At 65.3% G+C, this 17,515-nt stretch carries 14 protein-coding genes; 1 reads left to right on the top strand and 13 read right to left on the bottom strand.

Features of this window, described 5'->3' with window-relative positions:
* Nucleotides 1-107: 107 nt before the first annotated feature.
* Nucleotides 108-2,045, top strand: coding sequence for a sigma-54-dependent Fis family transcriptional regulator (locus tag H0A72_RS12975; RefSeq protein ID WP_180155947.1), 1,938 nt, complete (start codon nucleotides 108-110; stop codon nucleotides 2,043-2,045).
* On the opposite strand, the gene rpoD is transcribed toward H0A72_RS12975, so the two are convergent.
* The 13 genes from rpoD to bamB form a co-directional block, all read right to left on the bottom strand.
* Nucleotides 2,020-4,287, bottom strand: a complete 2,268-nt coding sequence (gene rpoD / locus H0A72_RS12970) for an RNA polymerase sigma factor RpoD (RefSeq protein ID WP_180155945.1) — start codon at nucleotides 4,285-4,287, stop codon at nucleotides 2,020-2,022. The genes H0A72_RS12975 and rpoD overlap by 26 nt on opposite strands.
* Before the next feature lie 324 nt (nucleotides 4,288-4,611).
* Complete coding sequence (dnaG, locus tag H0A72_RS12965) at nucleotides 4,612-6,540, bottom strand: DNA primase (RefSeq protein ID WP_180155943.1); 1,929 nt, start codon at nucleotides 6,538-6,540, stop codon at nucleotides 4,612-4,614.
* Complete coding sequence (gene rpsU / locus H0A72_RS12960) at nucleotides 6,541-6,753, bottom strand: 30S ribosomal protein S21 (RefSeq protein WP_013742464.1); 213 nt, start codon at nucleotides 6,751-6,753, stop codon at nucleotides 6,541-6,543.
* Between the two features lie 110 nt (nucleotides 6,754-6,863).
* Nucleotides 6,864-7,406, bottom strand: coding sequence for a phosphoribosyltransferase (locus H0A72_RS12955; protein ID WP_180155941.1), 543 nt, complete (start codon nucleotides 7,404-7,406; stop codon nucleotides 6,864-6,866).
* Nucleotides 7,407-7,427: 21 nt separating this feature from the next.
* Entirely contained in the window at nucleotides 7,428-8,723 is a 1,296-nt protein-coding gene (locus H0A72_RS12950) for an adenylosuccinate synthase (RefSeq protein ID WP_180155939.1), read from the bottom strand.
* Between the two features lie 88 nt (nucleotides 8,724-8,811).
* Nucleotides 8,812-9,972 carry an ATP phosphoribosyltransferase regulatory subunit gene (locus H0A72_RS12945; RefSeq protein WP_180155937.1) on the bottom strand — a complete coding sequence of 387 codons (1,161 nt, stop codon included), beginning with the start codon at nucleotides 9,970-9,972 and terminating at the stop codon, nucleotides 8,812-8,814.
* A gap of 185 nt (nucleotides 9,973-10,157) precedes the next feature.
* Nucleotides 10,158-11,051: a protease modulator HflC gene (gene hflC, locus H0A72_RS12940; protein WP_180155935.1), complete on the bottom strand. Its 894-nt coding sequence runs from the start codon at nucleotides 11,049-11,051 to the stop codon at nucleotides 10,158-10,160.
* Between the two features lie 9 nt (nucleotides 11,052-11,060).
* Entirely contained in the window at nucleotides 11,061-12,380 is a 1,320-nt protein-coding gene (gene hflK / locus H0A72_RS12935) for an FtsH protease activity modulator HflK (protein ID WP_180155933.1), read from the bottom strand.
* Nucleotides 12,355-13,452 carry a GTPase HflX gene (gene hflX, locus H0A72_RS12930; protein WP_180155931.1) on the bottom strand — a complete coding sequence of 366 codons (1,098 nt, stop codon included), beginning with the start codon at nucleotides 13,450-13,452 and terminating at the stop codon, nucleotides 12,355-12,357. Before hflX ends, hflK begins: the two co-directional genes overlap by 26 nt.
* 75 nt (nucleotides 13,453-13,527) lie before the next feature.
* The gene (gene hfq, locus H0A72_RS12925) at nucleotides 13,528-13,764 is read right to left on the bottom strand and encodes an RNA chaperone Hfq (protein WP_180068070.1); all 237 of its coding nucleotides are present in this window, start codon (nucleotides 13,762-13,764) and stop codon (nucleotides 13,528-13,530) included.
* 120 nt (nucleotides 13,765-13,884) lie between these two features.
* On the bottom strand, nucleotides 13,885-14,967 hold the full coding sequence (hisC, locus tag H0A72_RS12920; protein WP_180155929.1) for a histidinol-phosphate transaminase: 1,083 nt from the start codon (nucleotides 14,965-14,967) through the stop codon (nucleotides 13,885-13,887).
* Nucleotides 14,964-16,361, bottom strand: coding sequence for a ribosome biogenesis GTPase Der (gene der, locus H0A72_RS12915; protein WP_180155927.1), 1,398 nt, complete (start codon nucleotides 16,359-16,361; stop codon nucleotides 14,964-14,966). Before der ends, hisC begins: the two co-directional genes overlap by 4 nt.
* Nucleotides 16,358-17,515, bottom strand: a complete 1,158-nt coding sequence (gene bamB / locus H0A72_RS12910) for an outer membrane protein assembly factor BamB (RefSeq protein ID WP_180155925.1) — start codon at nucleotides 17,513-17,515, stop codon at nucleotides 16,358-16,360. Before bamB ends, der begins: the two co-directional genes overlap by 4 nt.

Raw genomic sequence — 17,515 nt, 5'->3', positions numbered from 1 at the left:
GCGGCATGATTTTTCTTATAAAACAATGGCCTGTCGCGTTTTGCGACAGTGGCGCCGGGGTTCGCGACACATCCGGCGCGCAACGCTACATAACGGAGACCATCGGCATGACCTCCTCCCGGCCTACCGTGACACGCGGGCTGTACGGCTTTGCCGCGAGCCAGCCCTCCAACTCCATCCTGCGCTCCTGGGAACGCTGCGCCGCCATGGGCGCCGGCCTGCATGCCGACCCGAACCCCATGCCGGCCCCGGAGCTGGCCGAGCGCCGCGAGCAGCATGCGCGCATACTGGAAACCGCCCGGCCCGAACTCGACACGCTTGCCGGCCTGGTCGCCGGCGCGCATGGGGTGGTCCTGCTGGCCGACCCCACCGGCCTCATACTCCAGGAAGCCGGCAGCACCGATTTCCTGCGCAAGGCGGAACGCGTGGCCTTGCGGCCCGGCGTCAGCTGGGCGGAATCCCTGCGGGGCACCAACGCCATCGGCACGGCTCTCCACGACGGGGCCGCGGTGCGCGTCCACGGCAACGAGCACTTCCTGCGCTGCAACCACATACTCAGCTGCCACGCGGCGCCCATCCGTTCGCCGCGCGGCGAGATCATGGGGGTGCTGGACATCTCCAGCGAGGCAAGCAGCCTGCAGGACTATGCCCTGGGCCTGGCGCAGATGTGCGCGCGGCAGATCGGCAACCGCTTGCTGGACACCGCCGACGGCAGGCTCCATCGGCTGGTGTTCCAGCGCCAGCCGTCTTTGCTCGACTCCGCGGAACGCGCCATCCTGCTGCTCGAGGACGACCGCATCGTCGGCGCCAACGAGGCGGCGCTTCAATTGCTGGGCGGCGACTGGAGCCTGCTCCACGGCTCCATCGACGCCTGGATCGAAGGCTGGTCCCGGCTCGACGACACGCCGAAGCCAGTCATGACCGCCGCGGGCCTGCCTCTGGTGGCGACGCTCCGGCACGGGAAGAGCCCGGCAATCCGGCCCTTGGCGGCGCCGGCCGCTCCGCGCGCCGCCAGGCCCGGCCGGTCCCGGCCCGCCGGCCAGGAGCCGATGCAATACGATCTGGGCAGCGTGGCCAGTGCAAGCCTGCGGCCCGCCGCGGATGCCCTGGACGCGGGGCTGGCGGTGCTGCTGCAGGGCGAGACGGGCGTCGGAAAAGAAGTCTTCGCGCGGCGGCTCCATGCGCTGAGCGGCTACCGGGCCGGGCCTTTCGTGGCCGTGAATTGCGGCGCGCTTCCGGAAAGCCTGGTCGAGGCCGAGCTCTTCGGCTATGAAGGCGGCGCCTTCACGGGCGCACGCCGCGAGGGCTCGCTGGGCCGGCTGCGGGAAGCCCACGGCGGCGTCCTGTTCCTGGACGAGATCGGCGACATGCCGCTGGCCTTGCAGACCCGGCTGCTGCGCGCGCTCCAGGAGCGCGAGGTCCAGCCCTTGGGCTCGAACAAGCGCATACCCGTCGATTTCGCCCTGCTCAGCGCCACGAACCAGGATCTGGCCGCCATGCTGGCGCAAGGCAGCTTCCGGTCCGATCTGTTCTATCGGCTGCAGGATTATCGGGTATGCCTTCCGCCGCTGCGCCGGCGCCAGGATCTGCGCGGATTCGTGCGCCGCGAGTTCGAGCGCCTGGGCGGCCTGGAGCGCGCGATGTCGCTATCGGATTCGGCGCTGGATGCTCTGGCGGGCCATGCCTGGCCCGGCAACTACCGTGAACTGCGCGCCGTCCTGCGCGGCCTGCTGTTCCTGAAGCCCGCCGGCAGCCTGCTGCAGGCGGCGGACCTGCCGCCCGGACTCGGGCAAGCGGCCGCGGCCGGAGAGCCCGGCGCGGGGCCGGCATCGCCGGGCGGCGCCCCGGCGCGCGGCGAGGCGGCCGGAGGGCGCAGCCTGCGCGAATGGAATTCGCAGCTGATCCTGCGGGTCCTGGGCGAGTGCGGGAACAATGTCAGCCATGCCGCAGGGGTGCTCGGCATACATCGCAGCACCTTGCACCGCTATCTGGCCCGCAGGAAGCAGGGCCCCCACGCCCTCATTGCCCCTCGAGAAAACTCTTGAGCTTGTCGGCCCGGCTGGGATGGCGCAGCTTCCGCAGCGCCTTCGCCTCGATCTGGCGAATGCGCTCCCGCGTCACGTCGAACTGCTTGCCGACTTCTTCCAGGGTCTGATCCGTGCTCATCTCGATGCCGAAACGCATGCGCAGCACCTTGGCTTCGCGCGGCGTGAGCGAATCCAGCACTTCCTTGACCACATCGCGCATCGAGCCATGCAAGGCCCACTCGGACGGCGACAGCGTGCCCGTGTCTTCGATGAAATCGCCCAGATGGGAGTCGTCGTCGTCGCCGATCGGCGTTTCCATGGAGATCGGCTCTTTCGCGATCTTCAGAATCTTGCGGACCTTGTCCTCGGGCATGTCCATCTTCTGGGCGAGCGTGGCGGGATCGGGTTCCGACCCCGTTTCCTGCAGGATCTGGCGATTGATGCGATTCATCTTGTTGATCGTTTCGATCATGTGCACCGGAATCCGGATGGTGCGGGCCTGGTCGGCGATCGAGCGCGTGATGGCCTGGCGTATCCACCAGGTCGCGTAGGTCGAGAACTTGTAGCCGCGGCGGTATTCGAACTTGTCGACCGCCTTCATCAAGCCGATGTTGCCTTCCTGGATGAGATCCAGGAACTGCAGGCCGCGGTTGGTGTACTTCTTGGCGATGGAGATCACCAGCCGCAGGTTGGCCTCGGTCATTTCGCGCTTGGCCTTGCGGGCTTTCGCTTCGCCGGTGGCCATGCGCTTGTTGACGTCTTTCAGGTCCTTCAGGGGCAGCACGACGCTGGCTTGCAGGTCGATGAGCTTCTGCTGGATTTCCTGGACCGCCGGGACGTGGCGTTCGAGGGTCTCGGAATACGAGTGGCCGGCGGCCACTTCATCGAGCACCCAGTTCAGATTGGTTTCGTTGCCCGGGAAGGCCTTGATGAAATAGGCGCGCGGCATGCCGGCGCGGTCCACGCAGGTGTGCAGGATGGCGCGTTCGTGTTTGCGGACCTCGTTGACCTGCTCGCGCAGCGTATCGGCCAGCTTTTCGACCATTTTGGCGGTGAAGCGCACGCCCATGAGCTCGTTCAGGATGGCCTCTTGCGCTTGCGCGTATTCGGGCGCCTGGTAACCGTCTCTTTCGAAGGCGGCGCGCATTTTCTCGAACCACTCGCCGATGATCTCGAATTTCTTGAGCGACTTGGTGCGCAGGTATTCGAGCTGCTTGCTGCTCATGCCGCCGGCGGGGCCGTCTTCGTTTTCGTCGTTGTCGACGGAAACGCCGGCGCCGGCGTATTCTTCGCCTTCCTGGTCGATCAGGCCGTCCACGATTTCATCGATCTGGACGGAGCCGTCGCGCACGCGCTGCACGTGCTGCAGGATCTCGTTGACCGTGGTGGGACACGCCGCAATCGCCATGACCATGTGCTTCAGGCCGTCTTCGATGCGCTTGGCGATCTCGATTTCGCCTTCGCGGGTCAGGAGTTCGACCGTGCCCATTTCGCGCATGTACATGCGCACGGGATCGGTGGTGCGCCCGAAATCGGAATCCACCGTGGTCAGCGCGGCTTCGGCCTCGTCCTCGACGTCGTCGTCGCTGGATGCGACGGGCGCGTTGTCGCTCATGAGCAGCGTTTCAGCGTCGGGAGCCTGGTCGTAGACCGAGATGCCCATGTCGCTGAACGTGCTGATGATGCCGTCGATGGCTTCGGCGTCGACCAGGTCGTCGGGCAGGTGATCGTTGATTTCACCGTAGGTCAGGTAGCCGCGTTCCTTGCCGAGCTTGATCAGCACCTTGAGGCGGTTGCGCCGCGCTTCCTGCTCTTCGGGCGTCAGCGCGCTGCGCGCGGGCAAGTCCTTGTCGCCCTTGCCGCGCTTGCCGCCGCGCTTGGGCAGCGGCTTGAGCTCGGGAATGATCTCGGCGTCGCCGTTGTCGTCGTCATTGAAGTCGACGGGATCCGTGTTGGCGTTCTTGGCCGGCCGGCCGGGCCTGCGCCCGGTGGGGGACTTGGCCGCCTTCTTGGCCGCGGGCGCCGCCTTGTCCACTGTTTTGCGTGCCGTCTTGGCCGCCCCGCCGGTGGCGGATTTCTTGGCGGCCTTCTTGGCGGGAGCCGTTTCTGTTGCCGATGCCGCATCAGGAGATTGCTCTGCCTTGACGCGTCCCCCGACTTTCACCGCCGCTTTGTCAACGCTTTTCGTTGCCGCAACAGATTTGGATTTCTTTGCGGTTTCATCAACCGCCTGGGGGGTCTTACCAGTCACTTGGGTCATAGTCGCTTCCGTAGACGCAAAAGCACTCGGTCCGCCTGAGGCGGACGAGTGTTGCAGGGGCAGAACTCATTCATCGCAAAGCTTCTTGTATACCGCGCCGGCAAGCTCGATTCCGGTCATGGGCCGCCTGGTGTCAGTATCCTTGGCGTATCGTGGCGTCCGTGGCGGGACCCTGCAAGGCGAAATGGCTGGCCAACCTGTGATCGAGCTGCTGCGCATCCGATTCCTCCGCCGTTTGCTGCAAGGCCCGCGCAAAACGCCTTGCAGCAAAATTTTTTCAAAACGGGGAATCAGTATATAGTTACTTGACGAAAACCATCAATTTTACCTCAGTTGTCGCAAACTGGCACTATGTAGCAGCGCCAATCGGCGGGTCAACTCCTGATATCTTCTTTGAGAAGACACATCTTTCAAGCCGGCCTGCACCAAGGCGGACTGTTCCGCCTTGATCGCCTCCAGTTCGATTCGCCGCAGCGCGTCGTTCCATTCGCCCCGCGGATCCGGCAATTCTTCCTGGGCCAGCAATTCAGGCGACAGCGAAGCCAGCACGCCCGCCAGGTCGCTGCCCGGCTCGGCCGCCTGCAGCAACGCCCCGGCATGGCGGGCGCCCGACATATTGGCCAGGGTGATCAGCTCGCGCACAAGTACCAAATGGGGGCCGTGCTCGAGAATTTCAAGCTGCTGGTCCCCCAGGCCCGAGACCAGTTCGGGATGCGCCAGCAAAAGCCGCAGCAGGCGCTTGGCCATGGGCGTGACGCTGCGCGGATTGACGCGCCGGGCGAAAGACTTGGCCGGCGCGGGCGTCTGCGGTTCGCCATGGTGAACCTCGAACCCGGGCGGCGGGAAGTCGTCGAGATCCATGGGAACCGCGTCCAGGAATCCGGGCGGTTCCTCGGCGTCGAGCCACGGCGCGCCCTGCGGCGCGAGCGCGGTGTCCTCCGCCATGGCGGGCTGCGCATCGGGAACGCCGCGGAACATCTGCGCGAGCTCTTCGGGCGTGAGCTGGACCAGCCGGGCGAATTCCCGCTCTATCTGCATGCGCAGCGCGCCGGCCGGCAAGAGATCGAACAAAGGCTTGGCTTCGTGCACGCAAGCCGCCCTGCCCTCGGGCTCGTCCATGGCATGGTGCGACGCCAGCTCCTCCAGCATGAAGCGCGACAAGGCCATGGCTTCGGCCACCGTTGCCTTGAACGCTTCGGCGCCGTATTCCCGGATGTAGGAATCCGGATCATGATCGGCCGGCAGGAACAGGAAACGCATGGATATGTCGTCCCGCAGCAGCGGCAGGCAGGCCAGCAAAGCACGCCAGGCGGCGCGGCGCCCCGCCTTGTCGCCGTCGAAGCTGAAGACGATCTTGCTGCTGGCGCGCAGCAGCTTCTGGATGTGGGCCGGCGTGGTGGCCGTGCCCAGCGTGGCCACGGCGTTCCCGACGCCGTGCTGGGCCAGCCCGACTACGTCCATGTAGCCTTCGACGACCAGCACATGGCCTTCGCCGCGGATGGCGGTACGCGCCTCCCATAGCCCGTAGAGCTCGTTGCCCTTGGAAAACAGCGGCGTCTCGGGTGAATTCAGGTACTTGGGCTCGCCCTTGCCGATGATCCGCCCGCCAAACCCGATGAGGCTGCCGCGCTGGTTCCGGATGGGGAACATGATGCGCTCGCGGAAGCGGTCGTAGCGGCGCCCGTCTTCCGACTCGATCACCAGGCCGGACTCGACCAGCACCGGCTCTTCGTAGTTGGGAAAAACGGCCGCCAGGCCGCGGCGGTCGTGCCCGGCCCACCCCAGCCCGAAACGCGCGGCGAACTCCCCCGTGACGCCCCGTTGCTTGAGATAGCGGACGGCTTCCGGCGATTGCTTGAGGGAGCGCGCATAATGCGCCTGAGCCATGTCCAGCACTTGCTGGTGGCGCGAGACTTCTTCTTTGCGGCGGACGTCTTCGGCCCGCTGCCGAGGGCTGCGGGGCTCTTCCGGCACGCGCATGCCCGCGCTCGCGGCCAGCGAACGCACGGCTTCGGGAAAACTCGCCCCGGTGTGCTCCACCAGGAAAGTGATGGCCGAGCCATGGGCGCCGCAGCCAAAGCAGTGATAAAACTGTTTGGTGGGGCTTACGGTGAACGAGGGGCTTTTTTCGTTGTGAAAGGGACACAGGCCGAGGAGGTTGGCCCCGCCCTTACGCAACTGTACGTATCGCCCGACGACGTCGACAACATCTATTCGGGCGAGCAGTTCCTGAATGAATGATTCAGGTATCAATCAATACAGACGCGGAGGCAGTTGTTGGCTGCGGATGCGCTTGTAGTGGCGCTTGACGGCTGCCGCATGCTTGCGCTTACGTTCGGCCGTGGGCTTCTCGTAAAATTCGCGCGAGCGCAGCTCGGTCAGAAGGCCGATTTTTTCGATGGTGCGCTTGAAGCGGCGCAGTGCGGCTTCAAACGGCTCGTTTTCTTTCAGACGAACGATAGGCATGTATTCTTGAGCCCTGGTTGAGTAAAAAAAGGTTGGAAATATCGAATGACAACCTGGGATTTTAGCATGAAAGCATGGCTGTGGGGGCAGGCCCCAAAAGCATTGCGCGATCAGCTGCGCCGCCCCTTGCGTATCCAGGCCTCGAGCTGATGCGGCCGCAGGCTGTCATAGTCTTCGAACGGCTGATGGATCCAAGGGTTGGTCGGCAGTTTTTCCACGTAATAATCCGGCGTCGCCTGCGAATGCCCCTTCCACCACAGCACCGCCGTCCGCAGTTCCGTGATCGCCGGAAACTGCGACAGCAGATGATCCCGCACGCGGTTGAACGTCATTCCCGTATCCACCATGTCGTCCACCAGCAGCACCCGGCCGTCGAGCGTGCCGCGAGTGATGGTGATGAACTGGGCGATGTCCAGCTGCCCCTGCTGCGTGCCCGCCGCCTCCCGGTAGCTGCTCGTGGCGAGAATGCCCAAAGGCAGATCGAAGATGCGCGACAGGACGTCCCCCACGCGCACCCCGCCGCGCGCCAGGCAGACGATCTTGTCGAACCGCCAGCCGGACGCGTGGATTTCCAGCGCCAGGCGCTCGATGAGGCCGTGGTATTCGTCCCAACTGACCCAGAGATCCCTGTCCGTGCTCGAAGGCTGACTCATGTGCGGCACCTTGAGCGTCCGTCAGCCGTTGAAGGGATGGCGCAGCACGATGGTTTCCATGCGGTCCGGGCCGGTGGACACCATGTCGATGGCGACGTCGCAGACTTCGGCGATGCGTTCGAGATAGCGGCGCGCGTTGACCGGAAGCTTGTCGTACTCGGTGACGCCGACGGTGGATTCCGTCCAGCCGGGCATTTCCTCGAGCACGGGCTCGGCTTCGGCGGCGGCATGCGCGCCGTAGGGCAGGACGTCCAGGAACTCGCCCTTGTAGCGATAGCCCACGCCGATCTTGATCTGCTCGACGCCGTCGAGCACGTCGAGCTTGGTGATGCACAGCCCGGAAATGCCGTTGATCATGACCGACCGTTTCATGGCGGCGCCGTCGAACCAGCCGCAGCGGCGAGGCCGGCCGGTGACGGAGCCGAACTCCTTGCCGACGGTGGCCAGGCGCACGCCGGTGTCGTCCAGCAGTTCGGTCGGGAACGGCCCGGAGCCCACCCGGGTGGTGTAGGCCTTGGCGATGCCGAGCACGTAATTCAAGGATTGCGGGGCCACGCCGGCGCCCGCCGACGCCGCGCCGGCGACGCAGTTGCTGCTGGTGACGAAGGGGTAAGTGCCGTGGTCGATGTCCAGCAAAGCGCCTTGCGCGCCTTCGAACAGCAGCTTGTGGCCGGCCTTCCGGGCGGCATGCAGGCTGCTGGAGACGTCGGCCACCATGGGCTCGATGCTGGGCGCCAGGGCCATGGCCTGGTCGCGGACCTCGCTGGCCGACACCGCCTTCGCGCCCAGATACTGGGTCAGCACGAAGTTGTGGTAGTCGAGCGCCTCGGCCAGTTTTTCGTCGAAGATTTCAGGGTCGTAGAGATCTTGCACGCGCAAGGCCCTGCGCCCGACCTTGTCTTCGTATGCCGGGCCGATGCCGCGGCCCGTGGTGCCGATCTTGCCTTCGCCCTTGCGGGTTTCGCGCGCCTGATCGACGGCGATGTGGTAGGGCAGGATCAGCGGGCAGGCGGGGGAGATCCGCAAACGCGTGCGGACGTCCAGGCCGGCTTCTTCGAGTTCTGCGATTTCCTTCAGCAGGGCGTCGGGCGACAGCACCACCCCGTTGCCGATGTAGCAGGTCACGTGGGAATGCATGATGCCGGACGGGATCAGGCGCAGAATGGTTTTCTTGCCGTTGATCCACAAGGTGTGGCCGGCATTATGGCCGCCCTGGAAGCGCACGACGCCTTGGGCCGATTCCGCCAGCCAATCGACGATCTTTCCCTTTCCTTCGTCACCCCACTGGGTGCCGATCACCACAATATTCTTGCTCATGTTACGTATCGAAAAAATTTCGGCCCGGCAGCAACAAGGCCAAAGTAGGTTTAAATCATACGACAGATCAGGCCCGCGACGCAGGCCCTCAGATCGCCCTCACCTTCCATGTGCCGTCATCCAGAACCAGCTCCCTGTCAACGGTGAATTCATCCAGACGCTGCGGCTGACCCGGCAGCATCTGGATAACGATTTCGCCTTCGTCGCGCAGCCGGCGCAATGCCGCCACGAGATCCGCGTCGGCGCCCCAGGGCGCGCGTATGGCCTGCGCCTTGCCGGCGGGCGGCAGGCCGCCCGACAGCTTGCGCAAGTCCAGGCTGAAGCCCGTGGCGGGGCGCGCCCGGCCGAAGGCCTTGCCCACGCCGTCGTAGCGGCCGCCCCGGACCAGGGCGTCGTGCCAGCCCTGGGCGTAGATGGAAAAGACCACGCCGGAATGGTAGCCGTAGCCGCTGCCCATATCGGCCAGGTCGACGCTGAATTCATGCCCGGGCAGCGCGGCGACCAGGGCCTGGAGGTCGTCCAGCGCGCGGTGCAGCGCCGGCAAGGCGGGCAGCACGCGGCGCGCCCGCGCGATGGTTTCAGTGCCCCCGTAAAGGGAGGCCAATGCCGTCAAGGCCTCGGTGGTTTCCGGACGCAGGCCGGGATAGCGTGCCTGCAGGGCCCGCAGGCCGGGGACGTCCTTGGTGCTGAGGAGATCGTAGACTTCTTCGGATGCGCCGGCCAGGGCGGCGTCGGAGTCGACGATGGCGCGCGGCACGCCGGGATGGTTGAGGTCCAGCCGGGCCTGCGCCACGCCGGCCCGCCGCACGCTGGCCAGGGCCAGCTCGATGATTTCGATGTCGGCTTCGAAGCCGGCATGCCCGAAGATTTCGGCGCCGATCTGCAGCAGCTCGCGGTCGGACAGCAGGCCGGCCGGCCGCGCATGCAGCACGGAACCGCAGTAGCACAGGCGGGTCACGCCCGCCCGGTTCAGCAAGTGCGCATCGATGCGCGACACCTGCGGCGTCATGTCGGCCCGCACGCCCACCGTGCGCCCGGACAATTGGTCGACGAGCTTGCAGGTGCGCAGGTTGAGATCGCCGCCGGTGCCCGACAGCAGGGAATCCAGGTATTCGATCAGCGGCGGCGCAACGAGCTCGAAGCCATAGGTGCGGTACAGGTCCAGCAGGCTGCGGCGCAATTCTTCAATGCGGCGCGCTTCGGCGGGAAGGATATCGGCCAGGCTTTCGGGCAACAACCAAGTGGACATCATTCAGTCCTGAAATATGCAATGCGAACGAAAATTGCCAAACAAAAAGCGACCTGGGGCGTAAGCCCGCCAAGTCGCTTGCGGTAAAGGTAAACAAAACTTACGCGATAGTATAAACGATCGGGCCGAATAAGTGAAACAAGGCCGCGATCGGCGGCCTTGCCTGTGGCTGCGGCGCCCCGCCCTTAACGCTGCGGGACTGGCTGCGCCTGGCCTTCGGCCTGCCCCCAGTACTTGAAGAACTCGGACTTGGGGCTGATGACCAGGGCGTCGCCCTGGCCGGCGAAGGCCGCCCGGTATCCTTCCAGGCTCTTGTAGAAGGAATAGAACTCGGGATTCTTGCCGTAGGCGTCGGCGTACAGGCCGGCGGCCCGGGCGTCGCCCTCGCCCTTGATCTGCTGCGCCTGGGCATAGGCCTTGGCCAGCAGTTCCTGGCGCTCGCGGTCGGCCTGCGCCCGGATGCGTTCGCTGTCGGCGGTACCGGTGGCGCGCAGGCGGTTGGCTTCCTGCTTGCGCTCGGCCTCCATGCGCCGGTAGACCGATTCGGAGATCTCGGGCGCGAAATCGATGCGGCGCAGGCGGACGTCGATCACTTCCACGCCCAGCGGCTTGGCGCGATCGGCCACGTTGTTGAGGATTTCGCGCATGATGGTGTCGCGCTCGTTGGACACCACTTCCTTGACCGTACGGATGTTGACGGCGGCGTTCAGCGCATCGCGGATCTGGGCCTGCAGGCGTTCGACCGCGGCGCGGTCGTTCGCGCCGAAGGTGACGTAGAACAGGCGCGGATCGGAGATGCGCCATTTCACGAAGGAGTCGATCAGCAGGTTCTTTTTTTCCGCCGTCTGGATGCGTTCCGGATCGTTGGTTTCGATGGTTTGCAGGCGCTTGTCCAGGCGCACCACGTTTTCGAAGGGCGGCGGGAACTTGAAGTAGAGTCCGGGCGTGGTGACGGTTTCACGCACTTCGCCCAGCGCGAACACCAGGACCGCGTCGCGCTCGCGCACGACGAACACACAAGAAGAAAGTACCGCCAGGACGATGACCAGGCCGATTAAAACAGGAAAGAAACGTTGCATCGCGGCCTCCTAGCGGGAATACGGGCTGACCAAAAGCGAGTTGCCGCCCGAGCCGCCGGGCGCCGTGCTGCGCGCCGGCGGGCGCGCCGGCGTCACGGGCTTGGAGGGCTGCTGGGCCGCGGCCGCCGCGGCGGCGCTGCTTTCGACGGAGGAGCTGAAGCCGGCCTGGTCGCCGGCCGCCTGGCGCATGATTTTGTCCAGGGGCAGATAAAGCATGTTGTTGCTGGCCTCGGAATCGATCATGATTTTGCTGGTGCTCTGCAGGATGTCTTGCATGGTCGACAAATACATGCGCTCGCGCGTGATGTCGGGCGCTTTCGCGAATTCGGCTTCGATGCTGCTGAAGCGCGAGGTATCGCCTTCGGCGTCGCCGATGATCTTGGCTCGGTAGCCTTCGGCCTCCTGCAGCATGCGGGCCACCTGGCCCTGCGCCTCGGGCAGGACCTTGTTGGAATAGGCGTTGCCTTCGTTGATCAGGCGCTCGCGGTCCTGGCCGGCCTTGACGGCGTCGTCGAAGGCCGCCTGCACCTGCTCGGGCGGCTGCACGTTCTGGATGGCCACCGTGCTGATCTGGATGCCCGTCTGGTAGCGGTCGAGTATGCTCTGGGCCAGGCGCTGCACTTCGGTCGCGACTTCGGTACGCCCCGAGTACAGCACGAAGTCCATGGGCTTCTTGCCGACGATTTCGCGCATGGCGGTTTCGGACGCCTGACGGACGGATTCGTCCGGCTGGCTGGTCTTGAACAGATAGTCGGGTGCGCCGTTGGGCATCAGGCGGTATTGCACTACGTATTGCAGGTCGACGATGTTCTCGTCGGTGGTGAGCATGAGGGCTTCGGGCAGGACCTTGTTGCGCGCATTGCCGCGGAAACCGACTTCGAAGGTACGCAGCTGGGCGATATTGACGGTCTGGTGATCTTCGATCGGGTAGGGAACGCGCCACTGCAGGCCGGGAGACAAGGTCTTGGTGTACTGGCCGAAACGGGTGACGACCGCCACCTGCCCTTCCTGCACGATGACGAAGCCGCTGGCCAGCCACAGCCCCACCAGCAGCACGAGAATGACGGCCACCAGCTTGGGCGAGCCTTTGGGCAGTTGCGGCACGCCCATGCCGGGGCCGTCGCCCCCGCCGCCGTAGCGGTTTCCGCCACGCCTGGGCTTGCGCCCGAACAGCGCGCCCAGGCGGTTGTTGAAATCGCGCCAGACTTCATCCAGATCGGGAGGACCATCGCCCTTGTTGGGCTGGCGGGGGGGTTCGGAACCGCCGTTGTTGCCGCCCCTTCCCCAACCGGGATCATTCAAATTAAATATTTTCGACATTAAACGCATTGTTTCCCGCGATTTGACCAGATTCGACGATTGCCCCACGCAATCCATCTAGACCCAAGCGCTCCGAGGCGCTGACAAAAACTCGTGCAATCGTACCATGTTCGTTACGTTCGACCCGGGGTTCATATCCTGCCAAGTCGATTTTGTTATACACCAGAATCGTCGGGATCTCGTCGGCGCCGATGTCCGCCAGGACCTTTTCCACCTCGGCGATCTGCTCCTCCCGCTGCGGGCTTGCCGCGTCGACCACGTGCAGCAGCAGGTCGGCCTGCACGGTTTCCTCGAGGGTGGCGCGGAAGGCGGCGATCAGCGTGGGCGGCAGGTCGCGGATGAAACCCACGGTATCGGAGATCACGACCTGGCCCGCCCCTTCGATCCAGATGCGGCGGGTCGTCGTGTCGAGGGTGGCGAAGAGCTGGTCGGCGGCATAGGCGCCGGCGCGCGTCAGGGCGTTGAACAGCGTGGACTTCCCGGCGTTGGTGTAGCCGACCAGTGAAACCGACAGCGTATCCCCGCGCGAGCGGGCGCGGCGCTGGGTGGTACGCTGGCGCTGCACCCGCGCCAGGCGTTCTTTCAGCAAACGGACTTTGGCGCCTATCATGCGGCGGTCCATTTCCAGCTGCGCCTCGCCCGGACCGCGCATGCCTATCCCGCCGCGCTGGCGTTCGAGGTGGGTCCACATGCGCGTGAGGCGGGTGGACAGATGCTGGAGCTGGGCGAGCTCGACTTGCAGCTTGCCTTCATGGCTTTTGGCGCGCAGCGCGAAAATATCCAGTATCAGGGCCACGCGGTCGACCACCCGGCGGTTGAGCGTCCTTTCGATATTGCGCTGCTGGGCCGGCGACAGGGGCTGGTCGAACAGGATGATGTCGGCGCCGGCGGCGTCGGCCGCCATGGCGGCTTCCTGGAGCTTGCCGGAACCGATGAAATAGGCGGCGTCGGGGCGGGATCGCCGCGCGACGATGGTGCCGACGATGTCGGCGCCGGCCCCCTTGGCCAGCATGGCGAATTCTTCCGCGTGGGCCTGGTAATCGAGATCGCCGAGATCGACGCTGATGATGAGCGCCTTCATGCGGCGCGCCCAAACGAAATGCCCGCCAACGCGGGGCGCGTGGCGGGCGTTCGGCGGCTGGCTATGAATACTGGGCTATTCAGAAGAGTCATCCACTTGAAAATTGACGGGACGGGCCGGCACGACGGTGGAAATGGCATGCTTGTACACCATTTGCGTCACGGTATTGCGTAAAAGAACGACGTATTGGTCGAATGATTCAACCTGCCCTTGCAGTTTGATCCCATTGACCAGGTAAATCGACACGGGCACGTGATCCTTGCGCAGCGCGTTCAAAAACGGATCTTGTAGTGTTTGCCCTTTATTGCTCATTGGCTAGGCTCCAATTGTGTTGTTATAAGGTGGTACGTCTTGCTAAGACGCATACTTTACAGGGTTTTCCCTGAATGCGCACGGAGCGAGACGTCGATGTCGGGTAGCGTCACCGCAATTTTAATGTGTTTTCGTCTGGATTTTGACCAAGGTTTCACATAGAAGTTCGCATTCTTCCGGGGTGCCGACGGTAATGCGCAGGAATTGGTCGATGCGCGGCTGGCTGAAGTGGCGCACCAGGACGCCTTCTGCGCGCAGGGCCAGGGCCAGCTCGCGCGCGTCGTGGTCGGGGTGCGAGGCGAACACGAAGTTGGCCTGGCTCGGTAATACTTTGAAGCCAAGAATTTCCAATCGTTGCGTCAAGTCGGCCCGGGTCGCCATGACCAGGCGGCGGGTACGGTCGAAATATTCTACGTCCCGGATGGCGGCGGCGGCCCCTGCGTGGGCCAGGCTGTCCAGGGGATAGGAATTGAAGCTGTCCTTAACCCGGTTGAGACCGCCGATAATTTCCTCGCTCCCGATGGCGAAGCCGACCCGCAGCCCGGCCAGCGAACGCGATTTTGAAAAAGTATGGATGGCCACGAGGTTGTCGCGACGCCCCAGCAGGGCGATCGCCGATTGCGCGCCGAAATCCACATAAGCCTCGTCGATCACCACCGGCGCGTCGGGGTGGGCGGCGGCGATGGCGTCGATCTGTTCCAGCGACAAGGCCCGGCCGGTCGGCGCATTGGGGTTGGCGACGATGACGCCGGCGATGGGCGCCGGGCGGGCCGCCGCGTAGTCTTCCGGCCGGATGCCGAAATCGTCGTCCAGCGGGACCAGCTCGGCCGGCACGTCGTACAGGCGGCAGTAGGTCTTGTAGAAGCTGTAGCTGATGTCGGGCATGAGCAGCATGCGGCCCTGGCGCCGGAACAAGGCATTGAAGACATGGGCGAGTATTTCGTCGGAGCCGTTGCCGACGAACACCTGGTCCGGCTTTACGCCGTGGTGTTCCGCGATGGCGGCGCGCAGCGCCGTGCTGTCGTTGTCGGGGTAGAGCCGCAGGCGGTCGCCCACTGCCTCCCGGATGGCCTCGAGCGCCTTGGGCGAGGGGCCGTATGGGTTTTCGTTGGTATTCAGCTTCACGAGCTTCGCGATCTTGGGCTGCTCGCCCGCGACGTAGGGCGAAAGCCCGGCGACGTGATCACTCCAGAAACGGCTCACTGTGTTTCCTTTGCATAAGGATTGTGGGAGGATTTGAATTCGATGCGCAAGGGCGTTCCGTCGAGCTTGAACGCGGCCCGGAAACGCGCTTCCAGATAGCGCTTGTAGGCGTCCGGCACCGCATCCAGCGCGTTGCCGTGGATGACGACGAGCGGCGGGTTCTGCCCCCCTTGGTGCGCATAGCGCATCTTGGGCCTGAATATGCCTTTGCGGGGCGGCGGCTGCTGCTCGACGGCCGCCTGCAGCACGCGCGTCAGCTTGGGCGTGGAAAGCTTGGCGAAAGCGGCCGCATGGGCGGCGTTCACCGACTTGATCAGCGCATTGACGCCCTGCCCGTTCAGCGCCGACACGGTATGCATTTTCGCGAAGGCCAGGAAACGCAGCTTGCGCTCGTATTCGCGCAGGATGCGTTCGCGCTGATCGGCGTCGATGCCGTCCCATTTGTTGATCGCCACCACCAGCGCGCGGCCGGTCTCGAGCACGAAGCCCGCGATGTGGGCGTCCTGGTCGGAGATCTCCGACTGGGCGTCGAGCATCAGCAGCACCACGTTGCAGGCCTCGATGGCCTGCAGTGTCTTGATCACGGAGAATTTCTCAATGGTCTCGAACACTTTGCCGCGCCGGCGCAGCCCGGCAGTGTCGATCAGGGTGTAGCGCGTGCCGCCGCGCTCGAAATCGATCTCGATGGCGTCGCGGGTGGTGCCGGGCATGTCGAAGGCGATGACGCGCTCTTCGCCCAGCAGGGTATTGATGAGCGTGGACTTGCCCACGTTCGGCCGGCCGACGATGGCCAGCTTGATGCGATGCTGGACCGGCGGTTCGGCCGCGGGGGCCTCCTGCGGCGCGGCGGGCGCGTCGGCTTCGGGCTCTTCCGGTTCGCCGGCCTCGTCCAGAAAGGACAGCGCGGTTTCGATCAGCTCGACGACGCCGTCGCCGTGCGAGGCCGATATGGCGTAGGGCTGCCCGAGGCCGAGCTCGTGGAATTCGGAAATGGCGGCGTCATAGCGCATGCCTTCCGCCTTGTTGACCGCCAGGAACACCCGCTGGCCCGTCTTGCGCAGCAGCCGGGCGATCTCGTGGTCATGCGCGTTGACGCCCGCGCGCGCATCCACCAGGAAGATGACGACGTCGGATTCGGCGATGGCCTGCTGCGTCTGGCGCGCCATTTCGAGCAGGATGCCGTCCTTGGCGACCGGCTCGAAGCCGCCGGTGTCGACGGCGATGAACGGGTGCTTGCCGACGCGGCCTTCGCCGTAGTGGCGGTCGCGGGTCAGGCCGGAGAAATCGGCCACCAGCGCCGCCCGCGAGCGCGTGATCCGGTTGAACAATGTGGACTTGCCCACATTGGCGCGCCCGACCAGGGCAACGACCGGCTTGAAGGAAACGCTGTTCAATTCACACCAACCAGAACCAGATTGCCGCTGCCGGTCTGGACGACGACGCCGCGCGGCGTCGCGACCAGCGGCGACATGATGGCGTCGCCGCCCAGTTGAATGCGGCCCAGCAGCTTGCCGTCGCTGCGCGACAGGAAATGCACATAGCCTTCGAAGTCGCCCACCGCCACGGCTTGCGGCACCACGACCGGCGCCGTCAGGCGGCGATTGCGCAGGCCTTCCTGCTTCCAGACCTCGTGGCCGTCGGTCAGGCCGAAGGCGTGGACGATGTCGCGCTGGTCGGCGGCGTAGGCATGCTGCCCGTCGGTGCCCATGCCCGTCTTGCTGGAGAAGCGCTGTTCCCATACCGGCCGGCCGCCCTGCGATACGTCGAAGCAGACCATGCGCCCCTGGTAGGTCACGCCGCAAAGCAGCGGGCCTTGGATCTGCGGCGTGCCGACCACGTCGTTGATGCGTTCGAGGTCGGTCGCCCCCTGGGAATGCGACACGGCGCCTTCCCACTGGACCATGCCGTTGGCGGCGTTGATGGCCATCAGCCTGCCGTTGGGCAGGCCGGCGATCAGCAGCCCTTCGACCACCAGCATCCGCATGCTGGTCTTCAGCGCCAGCGCGGGGCCCGGCCGCTGGAGGCTCCAGCGCAATTCGCCCGTGGCGGCATCGAAGGCCTGGATGCGGTAGTCGCTGCTGCGCACGGCGACGATGCCGGCGCCGACGGCGGGCGGGATGTCGACGGCGCTGCTGGCGCGGGCGCGCCATTTTTCCGCGCCCTGCTCGTTCAGGGCGATGACGGTTCCGCCCGTGGCGGCGACCGCGGTGGTGCTGCCGTCGCTGCCCACGCCCGCCGTCAGGCCGCCGTCCAGCGTCGTTTGCCAGAGCGCCCGGCCGCTGCCGAGGTCGAGCTTGCCGACCTGCCCCGCCGGCGTGGCCGCGTAGACGGCGTCGCCCAGCACGGCCGGCGCGAAGCCGTAGCCGCCCCCGCTGCCGACGGGCGCGGTCCAGGCGATGGAGGCCGACACGCCCGCCGCGTATTCCGTCAGGGGCGCGGGTTCATAGCGTGGATTCTTGTCGGCGAACATCGAGCAGCCGGCAAGGGAGAGCATCCCGACAGCCAGGACGGCGCTGCGCAAGACACGACGGGTAATGGCGATTCGCAT

This window comes from Parapusillimonas granuli (assembly GCF_013416525.1).
In the GTDB taxonomy this organism is placed as follows: Bacteria; Pseudomonadota; Gammaproteobacteria; order Burkholderiales; family Burkholderiaceae_B; genus Parapusillimonas; species Parapusillimonas granuli.
Note: the sequence above shows the minus strand (reverse complement) of the source record. Positions and strands in the feature narration are given on the sequence as shown.